The organism is Halobacillus sp. 12SKB, from assembly GCF_052941655.1.
Genome location: NZ_JBRFWR010000001.1, coordinates 819,467 through 839,208 on the forward strand (window position 1 = coordinate 819,467; position 19,742 = coordinate 839,208).

Annotated in this window: 15 protein-coding genes and 1 riboswitch; of the genes, 12 read left to right on the top strand and 3 right to left on the bottom strand. The window is 47.5% G+C overall.

Annotated elements, in window-relative coordinates:
• The first annotated feature begins 679 nt into the window (after nucleotides 1–679).
• The 11 genes from ACQ4XT_RS04050 (at nucleotide 680) to metH (ending at nucleotide 15,296) form a co-directional block, all read left to right on the top strand.
• Complete coding sequence (locus ACQ4XT_RS04050) at nucleotides 680–1,456, top strand: class I SAM-dependent methyltransferase (protein ID WP_446852612.1); 777 nt, start codon at nucleotides 680–682, stop codon at nucleotides 1,454–1,456.
• Nucleotides 1,457–1,522: 66 nt separating this feature from the next.
• Complete coding sequence (locus ACQ4XT_RS04055; RefSeq protein WP_446852613.1) at nucleotides 1,523–2,854, top strand: cytochrome ubiquinol oxidase subunit I; 1,332 nt, start codon at nucleotides 1,523–1,525, stop codon at nucleotides 2,852–2,854.
• A gap of 32 nt (nucleotides 2,855–2,886) precedes the next feature.
• A complete protein-coding gene (locus tag ACQ4XT_RS04060; protein WP_446852614.1) occupies nucleotides 2,887–3,912 on the top strand; it encodes a cytochrome d ubiquinol oxidase subunit II in 1,026 nt (341 codons plus the stop codon).
• A gap of 487 nt (nucleotides 3,913–4,399) precedes the next feature.
• Nucleotides 4,400–5,368, top strand: coding sequence for a glutaminase A (gene glsA / locus ACQ4XT_RS04065; protein ID WP_446852615.1), 969 nt, complete (start codon nucleotides 4,400–4,402; stop codon nucleotides 5,366–5,368).
• The gene (locus ACQ4XT_RS04070; protein WP_446852616.1) at nucleotides 5,358–5,804 is read left to right on the top strand and encodes a DUF4385 domain-containing protein; all 447 of its coding nucleotides are present in this window, start codon (nucleotides 5,358–5,360) and stop codon (nucleotides 5,802–5,804) included. Before glsA ends, ACQ4XT_RS04070 begins: the two co-directional genes overlap by 11 nt.
• An 83-nt stretch (nucleotides 5,805–5,887) precedes the next feature.
• The gene (locus tag ACQ4XT_RS04075; RefSeq protein ID WP_446852617.1) at nucleotides 5,888–6,220 is read left to right on the top strand and encodes a hypothetical protein; all 333 of its coding nucleotides are present in this window, start codon (nucleotides 5,888–5,890) and stop codon (nucleotides 6,218–6,220) included.
• 55 nt (nucleotides 6,221–6,275) lie between these two features.
• Entirely contained in the window at nucleotides 6,276–6,665 is a 390-nt protein-coding gene (locus ACQ4XT_RS04080) for a flavoprotein (protein ID WP_446852618.1), read from the top strand.
• Between the two features lie 129 nt (nucleotides 6,666–6,794).
• A riboswitch (SAM riboswitch) is annotated at nucleotides 6,795–6,906 on the top strand.
• Between the two features lie 796 nt (nucleotides 6,907–7,702).
• Complete coding sequence (locus ACQ4XT_RS04085) at nucleotides 7,703–8,821, top strand: methionine biosynthesis PLP-dependent protein (RefSeq protein ID WP_446852619.1); 1,119 nt, start codon at nucleotides 7,703–7,705, stop codon at nucleotides 8,819–8,821.
• A complete protein-coding gene (metC, locus tag ACQ4XT_RS04090; protein ID WP_446852620.1) occupies nucleotides 8,818–10,044 on the top strand; it encodes a cystathionine beta-lyase in 1,227 nt (408 codons plus the stop codon). The genes ACQ4XT_RS04085 and metC overlap by 4 nt, the downstream gene beginning before the upstream one ends.
• Nucleotides 10,001–11,860: a bifunctional homocysteine S-methyltransferase/methylenetetrahydrofolate reductase gene (locus ACQ4XT_RS04095; RefSeq protein ID WP_446852621.1), complete on the top strand. Its 1,860-nt coding sequence runs from the start codon at nucleotides 10,001–10,003 to the stop codon at nucleotides 11,858–11,860. Before metC ends, ACQ4XT_RS04095 begins: the two co-directional genes overlap by 44 nt.
• Nucleotides 11,841–15,296, top strand: a complete 3,456-nt coding sequence (gene metH, locus ACQ4XT_RS04100; RefSeq protein ID WP_446852622.1) for a methionine synthase — start codon at nucleotides 11,841–11,843, stop codon at nucleotides 15,294–15,296. Before ACQ4XT_RS04095 ends, metH begins: the two co-directional genes overlap by 20 nt.
• A gap of 270 nt (nucleotides 15,297–15,566) precedes the next feature.
• On the opposite strand, the gene ACQ4XT_RS04105 is transcribed toward metH, so the two are convergent.
• From ACQ4XT_RS04105 to ACQ4XT_RS04115, 3 genes are read right to left on the bottom strand one after another with little or no spacing between them, the layout of a single operon-like run.
• On the bottom strand, nucleotides 15,567–16,544 hold the full coding sequence (locus tag ACQ4XT_RS04105; RefSeq protein WP_446852623.1) for an NAD(P)/FAD-dependent oxidoreductase: 978 nt from the start codon (nucleotides 16,542–16,544) through the stop codon (nucleotides 15,567–15,569).
• A gap of 18 nt (nucleotides 16,545–16,562) precedes the next feature.
• Nucleotides 16,563–17,573, bottom strand: a complete 1,011-nt coding sequence (locus ACQ4XT_RS04110) for a FecCD family ABC transporter permease (protein WP_446855575.1) — start codon at nucleotides 17,571–17,573, stop codon at nucleotides 16,563–16,565.
• The gene (locus ACQ4XT_RS04115; RefSeq protein WP_446855578.1) at nucleotides 17,564–18,523 is read right to left on the bottom strand and encodes a FecCD family ABC transporter permease; all 960 of its coding nucleotides are present in this window, start codon (nucleotides 18,521–18,523) and stop codon (nucleotides 17,564–17,566) included. Before ACQ4XT_RS04115 ends, ACQ4XT_RS04110 begins: the two co-directional genes overlap by 10 nt.
• A gap of 191 nt (nucleotides 18,524–18,714) precedes the next feature.
• Here ACQ4XT_RS04115 and ACQ4XT_RS04120 point away from each other — a divergent pair, with 191 nt between their 5' ends.
• A complete protein-coding gene (locus ACQ4XT_RS04120) occupies nucleotides 18,715–19,680 on the top strand; it encodes an ABC transporter substrate-binding protein (RefSeq protein ID WP_446852624.1) in 966 nt (321 codons plus the stop codon).
• Nucleotides 19,681–19,742 lie beyond the last annotated feature (62 nt).

Below are 19,742 nucleotides of genomic sequence, written 5' to 3' on the forward strand. Positions count from 1 at the left end.
CATCCTCGCCCATTTTTCAAAACCTTATACGTATTCACTTTATCTTATCGCTTTCTATAAAAATTCCATATTATCGCAAATCACCCGTTTTGCTTACAATAAAAATAACCCCTGTTAAATATTGAAGATAAGCTCCCGATTGTGGAAGACTCAGTTTCGAGACTTTTGTTGAGTGGATGGGGCTGCGGGGAATAACTCGCTTTCCGCGGGAGCGCGGTGAGCCTCCTCGGACTGCGTCCTGTGGGGTCTCACCCTGCACTTTTTTCCCGCAGGAGTCTCGCCATTCCCCTCCGCCCACTTGCTGGAAGAAATTCTCGAAACTCCCTTCCATCAATAGGAGCTTTTATGGTTGAGAATCCTATATCAATGCGGTTTAAGCAGGATTTATAACAGTTTTAGGCAAGGTAATATAAGAGGGGTTTCGAGAACCTCATATGGTAAAGGGCGGAGGGAAACGGTGAGACTCCTGTGGGAAGTGCGTGGTAGATGAGCCCCCGCAGAGCGTTAGCTCGAGGAGGCTCATCACTCGCCCACGGAAAGCGAACCTTTTCCCGGAGCCCCTAAATCCACACAAACATCTCGAAATCAAGTCTTCCACAATCCTGCCATATTCTTTAATAGCTGCAAGCACAAATCAGCATTTAACAGAAGCAGAATATTAAGAAAGAAGGGATTTCATATGTCAGATGAAGTAAAACGTCATGTTCAGGAAGTATTTTCGAAAAACAAGCAGGCGTATGTCGACAGTACGACCCATAAAAAGCAATCGGATCTCGATGCTATTGTAGAGTGGCTGAAGCCCGGTCCTTCCCACAAAGCATTGGATATCGCTACAGGAGGAGGACATGTCGCAAAAGCATTGAGCAGCCATTGCCGAACGGTTTTCGCCACAGACCTCACAAAAGATATGCTGCAAAACACCGCCCGTCACTTGAATTCTCAACAAAATATTGAATACGTCGTCGCAGATGCCGAACAACTGCCTTTTCTTGATGAGAGTTTCGATTTGGTCACCTGCCGTATAGCCCCCCACCACTTCCCTTCTCCACATCAATTTATTGAGGAAGTGGAACGCGTTTTAAGAGAGAACGGACGGTTTTTAATGATCGATAATGTAGCACCTGAAAAAGATGAATTGGATGAGTTTTATAATCAATTTGAGAAAAAGCGTGACTACAGCCACGTCCGCGCCCTTAAAGTCAGTGAATGGGAAAAGCTTTTCCACACCCACCAGTTGAACGTCAAAAAGCACCTGACTCGGAAGAAGGTCATGCCTTTTTCAGACTGGGTATGCCGTACATTAGAAAACGACGCAGACCAAAAAGCCGTTGAAGAACTTTTCAAACAAGCGCATGTGAAAGCAAAGAGCCACTTTTGCATTCAAGAAGAAAACAACCGCGTTCAATCATTCGCCATCGATGAGTATATGGTAGTCGTAGAAAAACATTCCTCCTGACGAATAATCCACCATCACATTGGAAAAATAAGCGAGGTATTGAATTCGCATGTGAGGTGGAGATCAATGGATATCGTCGTAATGGCCCGGGCCTTGTTCGGAACGTCGCTTGGGTTTCATATTATTTATGCAACGATCGGTGTTGGACTTCCGGTCATGATCATCATCGCGGAAGTCCTTCACTTTATTAAGAAAGATCCGGATTATGCACTGATGGCGAAACGCTGGACGAAAGGTTTCGCTATTTTACTCGCCGTTTCGATTGCTTCAGGAACCATTGTCGGTGTCATGATCTCCCTCTTGTTTCCAGACTTTATGGAGATCGTCGGACAAGTCATCGCACTCCCATTCCAAATGGAGATCTTCGCTTTTCTTATTGAAGCCGTGTTCATGTCGATTTATTTATATGCGGCCGACCGTCTGCCGCCGACATTGAGACTTGTCAGCATTATATCTGTCGCACTTGGAGCAACCGCATCGGCCATCTTAATCACCGATGTCCATGCGTGGATGAACACACCGGCAGGTTTTAACATTACACCAGATGGTGAGATCACAGATGTAAATACGTGGGCCGCCTTTTTCAATCCAAGTTTCGGTGTCACCGCCATCCACGTGACTTTGTCTGCTTATATGACCGTTGCCTTTCTCGTTGCTTCTATTGCCGCGCTCCGACTCATGAGAAGCAAAATCACGAAAGCTGAGCGTGCCTACCATAAAAAAGCATTGACCATCGCTCTTTACTTCGGCGCCCTCATGTCCCTTGCGACAGCAATTAACGGTCATGAAACTGCCCAGATGCTTCATGAGTACAACCCACGTAAATTGGCAGCGGCCGAGGGACTTTTCGAAACTCAGCGCTACGCTCCATTATCCGTTGGTGGATATACTTCTCTTGAAGATCAGCGGGTGAAATATGCGGTGGAAATCCCCTACGGTCTAAGTTTTCTTGCTGGTGACCGATTGGATACAGAAGTGATGGGACTCAATGAATGGCCTGAAGAATTATGGCCCCCACTCTACGTCCACATCCTCTTTAATGTCATGGTCGGGATTGGTACGGTCCTCATTTTAATTGCGTTCCTTGCTTTGTTCTGGAAACACGTCCTGAAAAAAGAGTTTCCAAGCTGGCTCCTGGCTACACTAGTTGTCAGTGGACCGCTTGCAATGCTTGCCATTGAAGCCGGTTGGTGTTTCAGCTGTATTGGACGTCAGCCATGGACCATCAATGAAGTGCTGCGGACAGATGAGGCAGCAACCAAATCCAACAGTGTCGGTTTTCTTTTCTACCTTTTCATGACCCTGTATATTACTTTGCTGTTTGTCACTGGATTCGTGATGAGATATTACTTCAAACGAAACCCGGTCCGTAAAGATTTGGATGCGCGGGAAGCGTAAGAAAACATCATCCCAGAAAGGACGTACAACCTATGGAAGCATCAACATTAGCGATTACGATTTTGTGGAGCTTGCTTTTCGTTTATTCCATCCTCGGGTCTCTCGACTTCGGCGCCGGATTCTGGGGCATGATTTATGGAAAAAATGAAGAAAAAAGTGCCTCCCAAATCGCCAACCGTTTTCTTTCTCCCACATGGGAAGTGACCAACGTCTTTCTCGTCATTTTCGTCGTATCTGTGGTCACTTTTTTTCCGTTCGCAACGACTCTGCTCAGTAATGTATTGCTCGTTCCTGTAGGACTCGGGGTTCTGCTTTTGACGATTCGGACGACGTTCATGGTTTTCCAGCATCATGCGGATCGATATAAGGACTTGCTCCGGCTGACCTCCGGTTTTACCGGATTGATCATTCCGGCACTTCTTGTCAGTATCCTACCGATTACCTTGGGAGGTTTCGTCAGTTTTGAAAGTGGCTATCCTCGCCTGGAGTACGGAGAATTGCTCACCCATCCGACTTTGTACATGCACATCTTGTTCGGATTATCGACCGAGCTGTTCATCTCAGCTATTTTCCTGATGGACTATGCTAAGGAAGCGGAAGACTGGAACGCATATGACACCTTCCGCAAACATTCCTTATGGCTTGGGCCTGTCAGTATCGCCATTGCCATGCTGACGATCGGCACATTCCCTGGAGAGGCTTCATGGATTGTCGATAACATCCAGGAGCACTGGGTCGCGTTCGGTTTGTCCCTTCTGTTCTTTATCATTGGTTATGCATTTCTCTTCATCAGAAAAAAAGACGGCCGACGCGGACTGGCACGTCCTGCTGTCATCATGGTTGGCTTACAATATGCCATCGCAATTTATGCCTACGGGGCCGCACACCTGCCTTACTTGATTTATCCGGATATCACCATCGAAGACGGGTTTACAAACCCCGATACGTTCTACCAGATGCTGATCGTCTATGCTGTCGGATTTGGCATTCTCATCCCAGCCTTCTACCTTTTCTGGCGCCTCTTCCTCAAAGACCGCCGCTATTTAAAACAGGAATAACACATAACGGCACCCTCCTTCTGGGGTGCCGTTTCTTATGCTCTTCATTAGCACACCAATGGTTTATCTCGTTTCTAAATAAGGGTACATACTACAAGACTATTAATATTCAACAATAGAGCAGGAGTGTTGGGAACTCAGTTTCGAGATGTTTATTGAGTAGATGGGCTGCGGGGAATAGCTCGCTTTGCTATATCAGAGTCTCGAAACCACTTCCAGAATAATCAGCTATTCCGTTTGATTGAATTATAAGATTAAAACTCCCATGCCTGAGTACATAAACTCTGAAAGCATGATAGAGAGCGTTTTATGCTTTTATCAATCGAGACGGAAGACAAGCCCACTTGGAAAGGGGTTCGTTTCTCACATACTTCGAATGGGGTGGTTGGGAAGCTACCCCTGACTCTCAATTTGGCAAACGAACTCCGGTTATCTCACAACTGAGTCTTCAACAAATGAGATCTTATATGAAGAAAGGTGAACTTCTATGCAGGAATTGACGAATGATTATCTTGAAGAAGCTATCCAAGACAGCCGCCCGTTCGCTTCATCCGGGAATGTTAACATGAGCCTCCCTGAATACGACGAAACAATCAAAGATTACCTGGGGGTGACCATTATCACTACAGACGGTGAAAGTTTTGCGGCTGGTGATAATGACAAGTATATTCCGATGCAGAGCACCTCGAAAATCATCGGCCTTATGCTTGCTTTACAGGATTTCGGAAAAGAGCGTGTGTTCCAAACGGTGGGCATGGAACCGATGGGGGACTTTTTCAATTCCATCAGCCAGTTGGAGTCTTACGATACGAGTAAACCTTTTAACCCAATGATCAATGCTGGAGCTATCGCTGTTTCTGCTCTGATCAAAGGGCAAAGCGTGGATAAACGTTTCAACCGTTATATGGACTTCTTACGTAAGGTGACAAATAATGATCAGCTCGAAATGAGTGAAGAAGTTTACGAAGCCGAAAAGGCGAACGGTGCACGGAACCGCTCCCTCGCCTATTTCATGCAGAGTACCGGGACATTGGTTACTGATGTGGAAGAAGCGCTCGATCTTTACTTTCGTATGAATTCCGTCATGATGTGCTGTTACGATTTCGCCCGTGTCGGTCTGTTTTTAGCAAAAGGAGGATTGGACCTTGAAACAGGTGAAAAGCTCATTCCCTCCCACCACTTGCGCACAGTAAAAGCAATCATGATGACCTCAGGGATGTACAATTCTTCCGGTCATTATGCAGTGGAAGCCGGTTTCCCTTGTAAAAGCGGAGTATCTGGAAGCATCATCGGTTCATCCCCTGGACGTATGGGAATCGGCGTCGTAGGACCGGCCATTGATGAAAAAGGGAATAGTACTGCAGGAGGCGCCTTGATTAAAAAGCTCTCCCAGGACCTTGAACTCAATATGTTTGGTGTAGAGAATACAGAAAGGAAGTATGAAGATGGCGTTTGATTATGATCTCGATTTTGATAATATCGACTTTCGCAAAAATCCTGAGAAGTACCGGGTCGGCCGTGGCGAACAAGGGGTATTGCTCGTAGAACCATACAAAAGTGAAATCCTTGCTCACTGGCGCTTCAAGACACCAGAAATCGCCCGGGAATCATCGGATAAAATCTATCAGATGTTCCTCGACTACAAAGAAGCGGATGACTTTGTGGGTATGGATATGGCCCGAAAGTTCCTTCAGATGGGCTACACCCGGTCGCGCAGATACGCGAATTATAAAGGCGGGAAAAAGTATGACAATGACGGAGAAATAAATGATCGCGACATCGACGACGAGAAAGCAGAATCCGCAAAGATATTCGAGGGAAAATGGGTGCTGGCCCGAGAGGATGAAGATTATTTAAAGAAAAAGAAAGCCCATCAGAAAGAATATGGATAAAACGTTGACAATTTTATGTAAGGAACGTAGGATATCATTAACCCTAGTAAACGAATCGGATTAATGATGTGAGGAGTGTCCACGTGAAAACATACCCACTTCTGATTAACCTGCTGTTCATGATTATCTCCTGGGCCATCGGGGTTTACTTCCTATCTGTCATCTATACTCCGACGATCATCATCCCCCTCTTCAATGACTTCATCTGGATTCGCGACTACAAAGGACTTCTCGGCTTGACGGCTATTTTCACCGTCCTAACGATTCCTTTGGTGACTTTCCTATATAAAAAACGCGGACAAATGAAGAAAAAGACGACCTGGTACGGGATGAATGCAGTCACCCATCTCCTTTGGCTCGGCACGCTTGCTTTGCAAGTCAAAACCGTTCTCTACAATTTAGGAATTTGTCATTAATTTACAGGATTTCCACCTTCTCTGTCGAACCATTTGAGATAGAGGAGGCAGAGATATGGATTTTCAAACCTTTTATGAAGAGTACAAACGAAGGGCCAGCCAACATGATTTGGACTACTTAAAAAAAGTTACATCCCGAGACCTCGCCGCAAGAGAAATCCGTCATGGTGAATCGGTGGATTACTCGTATGAAGAGTCGATCGAAGGATGGCACCAAGCATTCGAACATTTCAAAGATCAAGATATGGACTGGATCTACACCGATCATTCTGTTACCCAGCTTCATGAAAACACACAGCTTGCGGCCTTCTGGGTTTCGATCCGTTTAAACGGAAAACTTCTGGAAACATCCAACCTCTTTTTTGATACCTTCAAGAAACTGAATGGAGAATGGCGCCTCGTCCGCTCCTATATTGAAGCTGGAGTACAAAACCCATCTCTTTAAGTCTGCTTATCATAAGGAGGCTTTTTTCTCATTCCCGAAAAAGTTTTCAAAAAAATTCTAGTTAGCATATTGTCAAAACATTCTGAGTAGTGTAGAGTAATCAGCAATTAGAAAAAATCACAATTGAATCTCTTATCAAGAGAGGCAGAGGGACTGGCCCGACGAAGCCTCAGCAACCACTGGTTCGACCAGAAAGGTGCTAACTCCAGCAAGTTGTTTTGACCAACTTGGAAGATAAGAAGAAGAACCGTACCCACAAAAGTCTTCTTCTTCAAGAAGGCTTTTTTTATTTTTATTGAATAGTCGTTATAAAAGTATATGGCAGGGTTATAGAAGGCTTAATTTCGAGACCTTCGTTGAGTGGATAGGGCTGTGGGGAATGACTCGCTTTCCGCGGGAGCGCGATGAGCCTCCTCAGGCTTACGCCTTGCGGGGTCTCACCTAGCACTCTTTTCCCGCAGGAGTCTCCCCATTCCCCTCCGCCCCTTTGTTATATCAGTGTCTCGAAACCACTTCCCGAAAATCAGCTATTTAGTTTGATGGGAGTTTAAGGATAAAACTCCTATGCTCAGGTATTAGAATCCTGAGAGCTTGACTTTTATGCCTTTAACAACCGGGATTATGGAAGAAAATCCAATTTGTTAAAGAGGTTCGTTTCTCACATACATCGAATGGTGTGGCTGGGAAGCTGCGAGACTCTGGTGGGAGAAGGATTTAGGCGATATCCCCCAGGACGCAGTCCGAGGAAGCTCGGCGCTCCCCCACAGGAAAGTGTTCAAATGCGGAATCGCCCTGGTAGACACGACTGGCTTAAGCAGAACAGCAACGGAATGTGCTTTTCAATCCGGTGCTATTCTGCTTATGACGCGAGTGTCTGGGCGATGGAGCTAGACGAGTAGCTTCCCAGCCACCCCTGACTCCCATTGTGGCAAACGAAACCCGAAATCATATCGAAACTGAGTCTTCAACTAAAGAGAGCTATGCGGTAATGGGAGAGGATTTAGTTTGAACCAATAATTTATAAAGGATGTGTTGTTATGTGTCCACATAGGGAAACGAAATTCGTTCAGACAGGGAATCAGCGTCATGAACCTACGGGGGCAATTAATCCTCCCGTTTATTTTTCCACCCCGTATCGACACCCTGGTTTAGGAGAGTCCACTGGTTTTGATTATACGCGAACCGGTAATCCTACTCGGCAAATTCTAGAGTCTTCGATAGCTGATATCGAAGGTGGTGATGCAGGATTCGCGTTCAGTTCCGGGATGGCGGCTATCCAAACCGCTCTATCCCTTTTTAAAAAAGGGGATGAAATCATTGTTTCTGAAGATTTATACGGCGGGACGTTCCGTTTGTTTGAACACATGGAAGAGCGTTACGACCTCCGCTTTCATTATTGTGAAAGCAATAACCTTGAAGGGGTCTGTGACTACATCAATGAGCGGACAAAAGCCATATACGTGGAAACCCCGACAAATCCACTGATGCACACGGCTGACATCAAGCAAATTTCAACCGTCGCGAAGTCCCACAATCTGCTGTTGCTTGTCGATAACACGCTTTATACACCGGTATTGCAGGAGCCTATTAGAGAAGGCGCCGATGTGGTCATTCACAGTGCTACAAAATATTTAGCCGGTCATAATGATGTCCTTGCCGGGATCCTTGTGAGTAAAGGAAAAGCTGTAAATGAAAAGCTGGCTTTTCATCAGAATACATCTGGTGCTGTTCTCTCTCCTTTCGATTCATGGCTTGTCATGCGCGGGATGAAGACCCTTCCTCTTAGGATGCGTCAGCATGAGGCCAACGCCAAAGCCGTTGTCGCCTTCTTCGAAGACCACCCGCATGTGTCGGATATATTCTATCCGGGCAAAGGCGGAATGGTGTCGTTCAGACTTCAATCCGAAGAATGGATTGATCCATTTTTACGGAACTTGAACCTGATCAGTTTTGCCGAGAGTCTCGGAGGTGTGGAGAGTTTTATCACCTACCCTGCGACTCAGACTCATGCGGATATCCCGGAAGAGAAACGGACCAGCTACGGTGTGTGTAATCGACTGCTTCGTTTTTCTGTCGGTGTCGAGCACATTGATGATTTAATTCAAGACCTTGACTATACCCTCGCCCAACTACCAAAGGAGGAATCTGTACGATGACTGATCATTCTTTACAAACACGATTGCTGCACAGTGATTATAAGTTCGATCCGCACACCGGCGCAGTCAGTGTCCCGATCCAACAGGCATCCACGTTCCATCAGCAGGATTTTGACAATCCAGGCGTCTATGATTACAGCCGTTCAGGTAACCCGACCCGAAAAGCGCTGGAAGATACCATCGCAGGACTTGAAAGTGGAAATCATGGCTTTGCGTTCGCCTCTGGAATGGCCGCAATTTCTACAGCTTTCATGCTTTTATCAAAAGGAGACCATGTCGTCATCACCCAGGATGTTTATGGGGGGACTTTCCGTATGATCCACGATGTTCTTATTAGATTTGGAATCGATCACACATTTGTTGATATGACGGATCTCCATGCGGTAGCGACGGCAATACAGCCAAATACGAAACTTTTATATATTGAAACACCTTCCAACCCGACGCTTGAAATTACAGATATCCGTGCCGTCGCAAAGTTAGCGAAAGCGAACGATTGTTGGACATTCGTCGATAACACGTTCATGACACCAGCCCTGCAGCGTCCGCTAGAACTTGGTGCGGATCTCGTCCTGCACAGCGCGACGAAGTTTATCGCCGGTCACAGTGATGTGGTCGCAGGTCTTGCTGCTACCAAAGATGAAAAAATTGCAGATCAGCTCGGTTTTTTACAAAATTCATTCGGATCCATTCTCGGCGCACACGATTGTTGGCTCGTGCTTCGCGGCTTGAAGACTTTACATTGCCGAATGACACAATCGTCAGCATCTGCTGTCAAAATCGCAGAAAAATTAAGCGCTCATCCACTCGTGGAGCAGGTGTATTATCCCGGCTTCCGTTTTCATCCGGGGAGCTCGACTCAAACCTATCAGGCACAAGGATCCGGAGCTGTATTATCCTTCCGTTTACGGGATGAAGAAGCCGTCCGTCAGTTTACGAATCATGTGGAACTGCCCGTCTATGCGGTGAGCCTCGGAGCGGTCGAATCCATCCTTTCCTACCCCGCACGGATGTCGCATGCTTCTATGCCGAAAGATGAACGTGAAAAGCGTGGCATCACGGATGGTCTCCTTCGTTTATCTGTCGGACTTGAGAACCCGGACGATTTGATCAACGATTTCTATCAAGCCTTAGAAAAACTTGAGTCTCAAACATTTTTCTCAAACAGGAGGTTGAGCGATGGATTTACGCCAAGCATTCAAACATCACACATTGATCGGTGACGGAGCAATGGGGACCCTTCTCTACTCCTATGGCATCGATCGATGTTTTGAAGAACTCAACCTCTCTCATTCGGAAGAGGTCTTAAACGTCCACCGCGCTTATGTGGATGCCGGCGCCGATGTCATTCAAACCAATACGTATGGGGCGAACTATATTAAGCTTGAGCGCTACGGCCTTCAGGAGCAGGTAAAAGAAATAAATACAGCCGCCGTTAAACTTGCCAATCAAGCGGCAGGCGACGATCAATATGTCGTCGGAACAATCGGAGGTGTCCGCGGAGCCCGTAAACAAGCGATCTCAACAGAAGAAATCAAACGCAGCTTCAGGGAGCAGCTGTACTGTCTTCTTTTTGAAAAAGTCGATGGCCTCCTGCTTGAAACCTTTTATGATTTAGAAGAGCTGACGACCGTTTTGAAGATTGCCAGAAAGGAGACAGAGCTCCCGATCATTGCTCAAGTATCGATGCATGAAGCAGGCGTATTGCAGGATGGCACACCTCTTCCTGATGCGTTGAAACAGCTGGAAGGGTTTGGAGCGGATGTTGTCGGGGTCAATTGCCGACTGGGACCTTACCACACAATACAATCATTAGAGGATGTTCCGCTTCCGGAAAAAGCAGTGCTGTCTGCCTACCCGAATGCCAGTTTACCAGCCTACCAGGACGGGAGACTCATCTACCCGACAGACCCGGCATATTTCCAAAAAAGCGGCCAGTCACTTTATGAACAAGGGGCGCGCCTGATCGGTGGCTGCTGCGGCACCACCCCTGAGCACATCGAAGCGATTGCCGCTAGAGTGAAAGGCAAGCAACCGATTCAAAATAAAGTCGTCCCCATCAAAGAAAAAACAGAAGTACGCGTTTCAAAATCGGAAGATCAACGCCCCCATTTACACGAAAAGGCCAAAAAAGGGCGATCCATCATCGTTGAACTTGATCCGCCGAAAAAGCTGAAGACGGAGCGCTTTTTAGAAGGTGCCAAAGCCTTGCACGAGGCAGGTGTGGATTCTGTCACTCTTGCAGATAATTCCCTCGCTTCTCCGAGAATCAGTAACACGGCGATGGCCTCCATTATCAAACAAAAATATGATGTCGACCCTCTCGTCCACATCGCTTGCCGGGATCGTAACTTACTAGGACTGCAATCCCATTTAATGGGGCTGCACGCCCTCGGCATCCGTCAGCTGCTTGCCGTGACAGGCGACCCGACGAAGATCGGCGACTTCCCTGGTGCAACATCGGTTTATGATTTGAACTCCTTTGATTTAATCCATTACATCAAGCAAATGAACAAAGGGATTTCCTTTTCCGGAAAGAATTTAGGGGAAAGCACCTCCTTCTCAGTAGCCGCTGCGTTCAACCCGAATGTGCGCAACTTGAACCGTGCGGTTGGACGAATGGAGAAGAAAATCAAATACGGAGCCGATTACTTCATCAGCCAGCCTGTCTTCAATGAAGAACAAATTATAGAAGTTTATGAATCAACCAAACATATCCATGCACCGATTTATATTGGAATCATGCCATTGACAAGCGCTCGGAACGCTGAGTTTTTACACAATGAAGTCCCTGGAATCACGCTTGCTCCTGAGGTACTGGAGAAAATGGAGCTTGCCGGTTCAGATAAAGAACAAGCACAGGCAGAAGGTCTCAGCATCTCGAAATCCCTCATCGATACAGCCCTCGACCTGTTCAATGGCATCTATTTGATCACACCATTTTTGCGGTATGAAATGACCGTTGAATTGACGAACTATATTCAACAGCAAACAGCAGAAAGAGAAAGGAAGATTTCCAATGGCATCCACATCGTTTAACGAACAACTCAAAGAACGCATTCTCATTCTCGATGGTGCTATGGGGACGATGCTGCAGGAAGCCAACCTCTCCCCTGATGATTTCGGTGGAGAAGAATACGATGGTTGTAACGAATACTTAAACCTGACTTATCCTGACCTGCTCGATACGATTCACTCCCGCTATCTTGAAGCAGGAGCGGATATCATTGAAACCAATACATTCGGGGCGACTGACCTCGTCCTGGACGAATATAACCTTGGCCATTTGGCAGAAGAGATCAATATCGAAGCCGCTAAGATCGCAAAAAAAACAGCGGCCCGCTTCCATACACCAGACCGTCCGCGCTTCGTCGCTGGTGCCATGGGACCGACAACGAAAACTCTTTCTGTAACCGGCGGAACGACTTTTGAGGCACTAGCCAAAGCCTATGAAGAACAAGCGCGGGGGCTCATCACAGGCGGCGTCGATCTTCTTTTATTAGAGACGTCCCAAGATATGCTCAACGTTAAAGCCGCTTTCCTCGGTATTACACGTGCCAAAGAAGGACCGGGAAAAGACCTGCCCCTGATTGTTTCCGGCACGATCGAACCGATGGGGACGACACTCGCCGGGCAGAGCATTGAAGCCTTCTACCTTTCGCTTGAACATATGAACCCAAGCGTTGTCGGCCTGAACTGTGCGACTGGGCCTGAGTTCATGCGTGATCACCTGCGATCCTTATCAGATCTCGCAACGTCCGCCGTCAGCTGTTATCCGAACGCCGGCCTTCCGGATGAAGAAGGCCATTATCACGAAACACCAGCATCACTCGCTGCCAAGGTCGCTGGTTTTGCTGAAAAAGGCTGGCTGAATGTTGTCGGTGGCTGCTGCGGTACGACTCCGGATCATATCCGCGCCATTGCGGAAGCTGTTAAAGGTTTCAAACCACGGGTCACACCTTCCGGCCACGCCCACGCTGTTTCCGGCATCGAACCATTGATTTACGATGACCCCGGCGATCGCCCGATCCTTGTCGGTGAGCGGACGAATGTCATCGGTTCCCGGAAATTCAAGCGCTTGATTGCTGAAGGAAAATTTGAAGAAGCTTCAGAAATCGCTCGTGCCCAAGTGAAAAAAGGTGCCCAGGTCATCGACATCTGCCTCGCCGACCCGGACCGGGATGAGATTGAAGATATGGAAGCTTTTATGAAACAGGTCGTCAACAAAGTCAAAGTCCCACTCGTCATCGACTCGACCGACGTGGACGTCATTGAAAAAGCACTCACCTATTCTCAAGGAAAAGTCATTATCAACTCCATCAATTTAGAAGACGGAGAAGAACGTTTTAAAGAAGTGCTTCCGCTCGTCAAACAATACGGAGCGGCCCTCGTCGTCGGAACAATTGATGAAGAAGGGATGGCCGTAACGGCAGAAAGAAAGCTTAAAATTGCTAAACGGTCCCACGATATTCTTGTAGAAGAGTACAACATCAGCCCACAGGACATCATTTTCGATCCGCTCGTCTTCCCTGTCGGAACAGGAGATGAGCAGTATATCGGTTCAGCGGAAGCGACGATCGAAGGCATTCGGATGATCAAAGAGCACCTGCCTCTCTGTCAGACGGTCCTTGGAGTCAGTAATGTTTCCTTCGGTCTCCCTCCGGTCGGCCGGGAAGTTTTAAACGCCGTTTATTTGTACCACTGTACGAAAGCAGGCCTCGACTATGCCATCGTCAACACTGAAAAGCTTGAGCGCTATGCCTCCATCGATCAGGAAGAAATCGATTTGGCGGATGAGCTGCTTTTCAAAACGGATGATAAAACGCTCGCTTCTTTCACTGCTTTTTACAGGGGAAAGAAAAAAGAAACCAAAGTGCCAACATCAACGATGACTCTTGCTGAGCGCCTCGCTCATTATGTGGTAGAAGGTACAAAGGAAGGATTGCTGCCGGACTTGGAGAAGGCCCTCTCGGAATACGATGCGCCACTCGCCATCATTAACGGGCCGTTGATGGACGGCATGGCCGAGGTCGGCCGCCTGTTTAACGACAACCAGCTGATCGTAGCAGAAGTTTTACAGAGCGCGGAGGTCATGAAAACATCGGTCGCTTACTTGGAACCTCATATGGAAGCAGATGATTCGTCAAATAAAAAAGGAAAGGTCCTCCTTGCCACTGTAAAAGGCGATGTGCATGACATTGGCAAAAACCTGGTGGAAATCATTTTGAGCAACAACGGCTTTGAAGTCGTCGACTTGGGAATCAAAGTGACGTCTGCCGAACTGATTCAGCAGATTAAAAAGGAACAGCCGACCATTGTTGGACTATCCGGATTGCTCGTAAAATCGGCCCAGCAGATGGTGCTGACTGCCCAGGACTTGAAACAGCAGGATATCTCTCTTCCGATTCTTGTTGGCGGAGCGGCATTGTCACGAAAGTTTACGCACACGAAAATTTCGCCCGAATATGACGGCCCTGTTCTGTATGCGAAAGATGCGATGGATGGCCTTTCGATCTCTAATCAGCTCAGTAACGATGAGCAGCGTGATCATTTTTTACAGGAACAAGAAGAAAAACGAACGGCTGCTCTAACCCGTGCGGCGAGTACCGCTCCTACAGACCGTGGCGGAACCGCTGTGGCTGTGAAACCAAAATCGACGGTGTCCACAACAGTACCCGTGTTCAAACCGCATGATCTTGATAAACACGTGATCCGGGACCATCCGGTCGCCCATATTGAACCGTACATCAACATGCAGATGCTCATCGGACACCATCTAGGCCTAAAAGGAAAATTCGATAAACTGCTCGCGGAAGGAAACAAGAAGGCTGTTCACCTGAAAAGTGTCGTCGATGGTTTGCTCACACGCGCGAAAATGGAAGGATGGATCCAGCCCTCCGCCATGTACCGCTTCTTCCCCGCCCAATCCGACGGTGATGAGGTGCTCATTTATGATCCACGCGATCATCAGACGGTCATTGAGCGATTCACCTTCCCTCGACAAAACAAAGAACCATTTCTCTGTTTGGCAGACTACTTGCGCTCTGTCGAAAGCGGCGAAATGGACTATGTCGGATTCTTTGCAGTTACGGCTGGAAAAGGCATACGCAAACGTGCGGTGGAACTGAAAGACCAGGGACACTACTTAGAAAGCCATGCCCTGCAGGCGCTTGCCCTCGAAACAGCTGAAGGTCTCGCCGAGCAGGTCCACCAGAAGATCCGCGACAAATGGGGATTCCCTGACCCGACCGACTTCACGATGCAGGAACGCTTTTCTGCTAAGTATCAAGGGCAGCGCTACTCTTTCGGTTACCCGGCCTGCCCTGAGCTTGAGGATCAGAAAAAATTATTCCAGCTCATCCGGCCGGAAGAAATCGGCATCGAGCTTACCGAGGAATGCATGATGGAGCCGGAAGCGTCGGTCACGGCAATGGTTTTCGCCCATCCGGAAGCGCGTTACTTCAATGTAATGTGATGGTTTAGCGGGGAATTATAGGTATAACAGTGACTTTGGAGCATTTAACGGTGGGTTTTGGCCATTTATCAGTAGGTTTAAAGCATTTATCGGTGGCTTTTGGTGATTTTTCAGTGGGGTGGTCGCTTTTATCAATATCCTATTGAAAACTTATTAGCGGGTTTCTCACTTTTATTAGCAACTTATGGACGTTTATTAGCATCTGACCATTCAACTCATCCCTATTAAAAAAACGCCGAACGACAGCACCTGCTGCGTTCGGCGTTTTTCTTATTTATGCTTATAGATCACTGTACTATAAACTTGCGACTTCGCTTTTGGATCCAAATGTTTGGCGGCACTATTCACAGCTGCCATCGCTTCATTGAATCCAGAAGCAATGAGCATCGTTTTCGCTGGATAAACAGCCGCGTCGCCTGCGACGAATACCCCTTCCATACTGGTACACATATCTGTTGAAACGGGGATTCTTCCTTTATCTGTTTCCAATCCCCATTGGTCATATAAGCTCTTATCAATGCGCAAGCCTTCGTAGACGAGGATATGATCGACCTCGAGCACCGAACCGTCTTGAAGAACCGCTTCTTTTAAATCTTCTTCGCCTCGCAGCTCTTCAATTTTCTCATTTTTATGAATGTGAACAGAGGAAGCCTCGACCTTCTCAACATCCTGTTCATAAACCGCTTTGAACTCATCGCCACGATTCAGAAGGTGGACTTCGTCTGCCACCCCTTCAAGCGCGAGCGACCAGTCGATACCGACACGGTTTTGCGAGACGACCGCAACTTTCCGGCCTCTGAACTGTTCGAGGTTTTGAATGGTGTAGTGAATCTGCTCCCCGTCATAATGCTCGCTGCCTCTCACTTCAAGCGGCTGCATATCAAACGTTCCAAGCCCTGAAGCAACAATCACTGTTTTCGTATGATGTGTTTGACCGTCATCTGTTGCCAACAATAAGGTGCCGTCTTCCTTTTTCTCAAAAGATGTCACTTTCACACCCGTCACAAAAGCAGGATCGATCATCTCCGCCTGTTCTTTAACATTCGCGACTAGTTCTTCACCAGTAATGCCCGGGAATCCGCCCACGTCATAGATTTCCTTCTCCGGATAGAAAAAGGAAACTTTGCCTCCGACCTGAGGCTGGTACTCAATCACTTTTGTCTTTAAATCTCTCATTCCACTATAAAAAGCAGCATATAAACCTGTCGTTCCTCCACCTATTACGGTTACATCGTACAACTCTTCCATGGACGTGAACTCCTTTTTCTATTGAGTTTTCATAAGCAAATAGACAAAATAAGGGGTGCTGACAATCGAAACGACAATCCCCACAGGAATCTCTGCAGGGGCGATGATATTTTTTCCGATCGTATCAGCCACCACTAAAAATATCGCTCCAATCAATGCAGCAGTCGGAATCATCCGCTGATGCCCAGGTCCGACGATTCTGCGGGCGATATGCGGGGCCACGAGCCCAAGGAAGGCAATCCCTCCCCCAGCCGCTACAGATAATCCGGCAAGACCGACAGCGAGCAGTAAAAACGTCCGACGCGCTTTTTCCACTTGAATACCGAGTCCCATCGACATCGAATCTCCTAAATTCATGATGTTCAGCGTACGAGATTTATAGATCGTCCACCCAATCATCAAGAGGATGGGAGGCACAATGGCCAGCACGAGATTCCAATTTCCCATCCATAGATCCCCGGCCAACCAGATGAGCGCCTGATTGAAATCCTGCGGGTTCATTTTCACTTGAAAAATAATGAGGACAGCGCTGAAACCTGCATTCACGCCAATCCCGACAAGGATAAGACGGATGGGATTGACTCCTTTTTTCCAAGCCAGGGCATAAACAAGGAAAGCCGCGAGAAATGCTCCGACGAGAGCAAACAATGGCAAAATGTAAATGCCTAAACCGCTCACCATCGCCATCGACTGTTGGAAAAAGAAAATATATAAAATGACGGCAAATCCTGCGCCTGTATTAATTCCGAGAATACCAGGGTCGGCAAGGTCGTTTTGCGTGACGCCCTGGAGAATCGCCCCGGAAACGGCAAGGCCTGCACCGACAAATAACGCAAGAACCATGGACGGAAGCCTGAAATTGAAAAGCACCAATTCCTGGCGGTCGGTTCCTTGTCCGATGAATGTCTTCAGAACGTCCAGAGGGGCGATGTTAACGACGCCCATATTCAAACTGATGAGGACCATGAAGCATAGGAAAAGAACCAGCACAGCCATCACGAAAGAAAAACGTGCCTTTTTCACAAGGATCCCCTCCCTTCACCACGAGCAAGGTAAAGGAAAAATGGGACCCCGATACATGCCGTGATCGCTCCGACAGGTGTTTCGTAAGGCGCGTTAGCCAGCCTTGCTCCGATATCTGACAGGACAAGCAGCAAGCTTCCGAGCACCGCCGAGACGGGGATGATCAGCCTGTAGTCAGATCCCACGAAAAAACGAGCAATGTGAGGGATAACAAGACCGATGAAACCGACGGTCCCTGCAACAGAAACAGCCGCTCCTGTTAATACGAAAACGACGATGACACCGAGAGCTTTAACAAGGAATGTATTTTGACCAAGACCTTTGGAAACCTCATCCCCGAGACTTAAAATCGTAACAGATTTAGAAATCAAAACAGCCAGGGTCAATCCGACCGCTCCTGCAACCAGCAGGATTTGGACAGAAACCCAGTCCGTTGCGGCTAATCCCCCGGCATACCAGAAGCTCATTTGTTTTGCCACCTGAAAGTGTAAGGAAATGGCCGATGAAAGAGAACTGAGCATACCCCCGATAGCGACACCAGCAAGAGCTAACTTTGCAGGTGTCAGACCACCTTTAGAAAAGGAGCCTACCGCGAAAACGAGAATCACTCCGAGCCCTGCGCCAACAAAAGCGGCAGCTGTCATTCCGATGTTACTGACGACAGGGAAAAAGACGATCGTCAAAATCAAAGCAAACGCTGCACCGTGCGTGACCCCCATAATGGACGGTGAAGCAAGAGGGTTTCTCGTCAGACCCTGCATGACCGCACCCGATACAGCTAAAAACGCACCGACAAGGGCTCCTGCTAGAGCCCGCGGCATGCGCAGTTCGCGAATGACGGCATGGCTCGTTGACTCCGGAGCAAAAGCGAACATAGACTCCCAAACCGTACCGATGGAAATATCGGTCACTCCGACAGCAATCGATAAGGCCATGGTCACAGCTAATAGAATCATGCCTCCTGTAAAAAGAAAGGCCGCACGCCATACTTTTCTCGTTACTTCATTCCACTCTTTGTTTGCTTCTCTTGTTCGTTCTTCCACTGCCAGCGACCCTCTCTACCTATGTATCTACTATAATAAATTGACACATTCAATGATAATGATTATCATTATCTTATCACACATTTCTTAGGAGGAACAAATAAATGTCGAAAAAAGTAACCCTTTACATAACCGGTTTACTGCTCCTCGTCCTATTAGTTACAGGATGCAGCAGTGACGGTGAAGATCCATCATCCACAAGTGGCGATTCTGATGAAGCCACAAACGAGGAAACGAGCGAACGTACACTTACACATGCGATGGGCGAGATTACACTTGAAGAGAAGCCTGAGCGCATTCTTGCTCCTTATTTAGAAGATTCACTTGTGGCTTTAGGAGAAAAGCCTGTCGCCCAATGGTCCATCGGTGAATCGGTCCTGGATTACTTGCAGCCACAGCTGGAAGGCGTACCGAAAGTCGGCTGGGATCTCCCTGTGGAACAAGCCATTGAACAAAACCCTGATCTCATTATTTTCAGTGCCCCTTCCGCTTTGCAGAACGGAAGCTACGAAGACTATTCCAGCATTGCCAAAACGTACGTGTTCGATGAGGAAACAGGTGCCGATTGGAGGAAGCAACTGACAACGATGGGGGAAATCCTGAACAAACAGGACGAAGCGGAACAAGTGCTGTCAGACTTTGACCAAAAAGTAGAAGAAGCCTCTGCAACAATCAAAGAAAACATCGGGGATGAATCCGTCGCGTTTGTCTGGACGATGGGCGAGCAGTTCTATGTTTTTGATGAAAACCGTTATGGCGCAGAGATTTTCTACAATGAAATGGGAATCGCTAAACCGGAATTCCTGCAAAGTCTTCCTGAAGAAGGCGAACAATGGAACCCTGTTGCTCTTGAAAAACTTGGGGAGTTGGATGCGGATCACGTATTCCTCATCGGGAATGAAGGCGAGCCTGGCTTCGAAATTCTCGAAAACAGCTCCGTATGGCAGAACACCCCTGCTGCCCAAAACGGCCAGGTGTACGAGGTAAACGATCCGAGTCACTGGACGATTGACGGTGTAATCGCCCATGAGATGAGCATCGATCAAATGGTAGACACGTTAAGTAAATAGAACGTAAAGATTCGCGCAAACTTCGTAAAGTTTGCGCGTTTTTTATTGTCTTTCCTTCCACA